The following is a 3,720-nucleotide window of genomic DNA, read 5'->3' on the forward strand; positions in this document are numbered from 1 at the left end:
AAAATGGATTTATATAACAGCATTTTTGCTACAGAAAATGATTCTAAGCAACGCTGTCGAAAATTATTTTCTGAATTTTCTCTTAATTTTAAAGGGTTTTCTGTTACTTTTTGCGAAACATTTGTATAACAATTTTTTCATTGTTCTGTTTACATATCAAATAGGTTCGGGTGGAGTTTTGAAAGCGTTTCCTATACAATAACCGATATTTTTCGATTTTTTCTTCAATAATTCCTTGCAATATTTTCAGAAAGTCATTACAATTGCCATATATTAAAAATCATAACAATAAACAAATCCTCATCAATCCGATGAGGTAGAGGTTGCGACTTTTATAAGTAAGGCGGATTAGACACAGAGAATGTCAATGACTCCGTTTGAAAGGAAAAGTTGCCGAAGTTTATATTTCTTCTCTGGAAATATAAGCTGGGGCTGTCTCCGAATAGGAACAGAACTGTCACGTTTACAAAATACCGTGTAAACGTGGGGTGCTATCTTAACGGAAGGGTATGATGGGGTGGTTATTTGTGAAACGTTCCGCCAAATTCCTTTGGCGGTTTTTTGTATTTTTCTCCCCCGCTCCTTCCTATCTTACAAGAAAAGGAGTGTTGAACATGAATAGCGCAACAAATCAAGCTACCTCTAAAACTCAATCTACGCAAGGACAAGGTGAACTTAGGCGCGGATTGAAATCTCGCCATCTTACAATGATTTCTCTCGGTGGTACAATTGGTACCGGACTATTTCTTGCCAGCGGTGGTGTCATTCACACAGCTGGCCCTGGCGGAGCTCTTGTAGCATACGCCGCAATTGGAATTATGGTTTATTTTTTAATGACAAGCTTAGCTGAATTAGCAGCATACATGCCTGTCGCTGGATCCTTTAGCACATACGCAACAAGATTTGTTGATCCATCGCTTGGATTCGCACTTGGGTGGAACTATTGGTACAACTGGGCCATTACAATTGCCGCTGAACTGTCAGCAGTAACATTAATTATGAAATTTTGGTTCCCAAATACCCCTTCCCTTATCTGGAGTGGTCTTTGTTTAGTCATTATGTTTCTTTTAAATTACTTATCAGTTAAAGGATTTGGTGAAGCAGAATATTGGTTTGCACTTATTAAAGTAGTTACTGTTATTATCTTTTTAATCGTTGGATTTATGATGATCTTTGGTATTATGGGTGGTGAACCTGTAGGATTCAAAAACTTTACTATTGCAGATGCACCATTTAACGGCGGCATCATGGCAATTATCGGTGTATTTATGGCTGCTGGTTTTTCATTCCAAGGAACTGAATTATTAGGTGTAGCTGCTGGCGAAACTGCCGATCCAGAGCGTAGTATTCCAAAAGCCATTCGTTCAATCTTTTGGCGCATCCTATTATTCTACATCTTTGCAATTCTTGTTATCGGTCTATTGATTCCTTATACGACTGATAGTCTTGCAGCGAGTGATGTAACAGTAAGTCCATTTACACTTGTATTTGAAAAAGCGGGGATTGCATTTGCTGCGTCTGTTATGAATGCTGTTATTTTAACTGCTGTTCTATCCGCTGGTAACTCAGGCATGTACGCATCAACCCGTATGCTTTGGGATTTAGCAAGACAAGGAAAAGCACCGAAATTTTTAGGTAAATTAAATAGCCGCGGCGTACCTGTTAACGCGTTAATCGCAACTTCAGTAGTTGGCTGTGCCGCATTCTTAGCTTCCTTATTTGGCGACGGTGTTGTATATGTATGGTTATTAAATGCATCTGGAATGTCCGGATTTATTGCATGGGTAGGAATCGCTATTAGTCATTATCGTTTCCGAAAAGCATACATTGCACAAGGAAAAGATTTGAATGACCTACCGTATAAAGCAAAATGGTTCCCATTTGGTCCAATCTTCGCATTTACACTTTGTGTAATTGTCATCTTAGGACAAAACTACGGCGCATTTATGGGTAAGTCGATCGATTGGAATGGTGTACTCGTTTCCTATATTGGTTTACCACTCTTCCTTGTACTTTGGTTAGGTTATAAATTCACAAAGAAAACAAAAGTAGTTCCTCTTGATAAATGTGAACTATAAATGATTAGAGACAGCAAATATCTCATATTTGCTGTCTTTTTTAGTACAATGAAATTTTGCAAAGGACATATTTCATGTATGTCGAATATTGTATTACATGTGTAATTTTTACATAAAGAAGGTGTGACATGTTTGTAAATACCAAAACCGAAACAGAAAAATTACAATTACAAAAAAATTATTCTTACAAAGGATGGGATTAAAATGAACGTCACATTAGAAGCTGTAGCCACAGAACAACTAGAAATATTAAAGAATTTCTACGCCCTATACTTACATGATTTATCCGAATTCTCCCCTACCCTTCATCCAAATGAAAATGGATTTTTTGAATTTGATGCGTTTAAACTTATTTGTACTCGTGAGGAGCTTATCCCGTATTTCATTAAATACGAGGAAAAATATGTTGGTTTTATCCTATTCGCTAAAGTACCATTTACGGCCCCTAAAACAGACTTTTGTATTAACGATTTTTTCTTATTAAAGCCGTATAGAGGAAAACAAATAGCTGATCAAGCCATTTTAGAGATTTTCAAACAACATATGGGAACATATTACGTGGCCCAATTAAAAAGCAATTCGAGAGCCGTGGCTTTCTGGAAAAAATTCTATCAAAAAAACGAGATTGAATATCAAGAAATTGAGAAAATGGATGAAGATGATTTGTGCTTAACACAAACCTTTACAGTGCCAGCGTTATTTACCCTTTCAGCATTACATGACCGGCTATTAAAAGATAATTAATAAAAGAGCAAATACAGAGGAATCAAATAAGAGAGGTTGGAGCATAACTGCTCCTATTTGTGCTGAACACCAACAGGGGCGAATCCTATTGTTGGAAGTTCCACTTTATTCTCGAAGCATCTACTTTTTTACTGGTAAAGAAAAAGCTTCTTCCCTATTTAATGTATCTCGGTATGGATAAAAACAAACTGTTTAATCATTTTTAACTGCGCAACTTCTCTTCGTATTTAATATCCATCTAACATGGCTTTTTCTGTACGATTCGTTTAGTATTTTTTAATCTTCGTTAATGTATTCATTCTATAAAGATAACCAAAATTTAGAAATCATATTTTTAGTAGAAAATAGCTATTCTAAATAGTGAATTCATAATTATAAGGAGGAATTTAATTATGACAGTAATTACTAAGCTTAAACAAACTATTTCTGGATTAAAAAGTGCTCAAGCATGTTTAGAAGGATTTGTTCTTGATACTGACAATCAGCAAGCAAAACAACTGTATCAAAATGCAGCTCAGCAAACGCAGACAATTATTGATTCTTTAGAACCACGTGTTCAGGAAATTCAACAAGATGAGCCTCAGTATAATCAATAAAACGCAGTAATCTTCAGATTTTTTGTAGAGACCGTTTCATGGTTAGTTGTATATATCTAGAAAGTATTTATACTTTTTTAAGCTAACTGAAAAGAGATGATTTAATTTTGCTCTTTTTCTGCAGGTAATAAATCAACAAATAACAATTTTCCCGTATCTTATATAACAGTAAGCAAACCCAATTTCTTTTTGTTAACTATTATTAACATCCAGAATACCGACTTTTTCCACATACTATCAATGAGTCAGTTTACCAATATAAATCATTTGAAAAATTCAAAAATCCTCATGAATTATATTAC

General features: G+C 35.1%; 3 protein-coding genes and 1 riboswitch. All 3 genes read left to right on the forward strand.

Annotated elements, in window-relative coordinates; all coding sequences use genetic code 11:
• The first annotated feature begins 309 nt into the window (after positions 1-309).
• Positions 310-502, forward strand: a riboswitch (Lysine riboswitch).
• Between the two features lie 112 nt (positions 503-614).
• The 3 genes from V7183_RS13640 to V7183_RS13650 all read left to right on the forward strand — a co-directional run bounded on the left by V7183_RS13640 (position 615) and on the right by V7183_RS13650 (position 3,418).
• A complete protein-coding gene (locus V7183_RS13640) occupies positions 615-2,078 on the forward strand; it encodes an amino acid permease (RefSeq protein ID WP_097898971.1) in 1,464 nt (487 codons plus the stop codon).
• A gap of 204 nt (positions 2,079-2,282) precedes the next feature.
• Complete coding sequence (locus V7183_RS13645; protein WP_335359860.1) at positions 2,283-2,822, forward strand: GNAT family N-acetyltransferase; 540 nt, start codon at positions 2,283-2,285, stop codon at positions 2,820-2,822.
• Positions 2,823-3,214: 392 nt separating this feature from the next.
• Positions 3,215-3,418, forward strand: coding sequence for a DUF1657 domain-containing protein (locus V7183_RS13650; RefSeq protein ID WP_097898969.1), 204 nt, complete (start codon positions 3,215-3,217; stop codon positions 3,416-3,418).
• Positions 3,419-3,720 lie beyond the last annotated feature (302 nt).

Source organism: Bacillus sp. JJ1127, assembly GCF_036965845.1.
Classification (GTDB): Bacteria; Bacillota; Bacilli; order Bacillales; family Bacillaceae_G; genus Bacillus_A.

Coding starts and splice junctions, on each gene's coding strand:
- V7183_RS13640 (WP_097898971.1), top strand. CDS start 615: ATGAATAGCGCAACAAATCAAGCTACCTCTAAAACTCAATCTACGCAA.
- V7183_RS13650 (WP_097898969.1), top strand. CDS start 3,215: ATGACAGTAATTACTAAGCTTAAACAAACTATTTCTGGATTAAAAAGT.
- V7183_RS13645 (WP_335359860.1), top strand. CDS start 2,283: ATGAACGTCACATTAGAAGCTGTAGCCACAGAACAACTAGAAATATTA.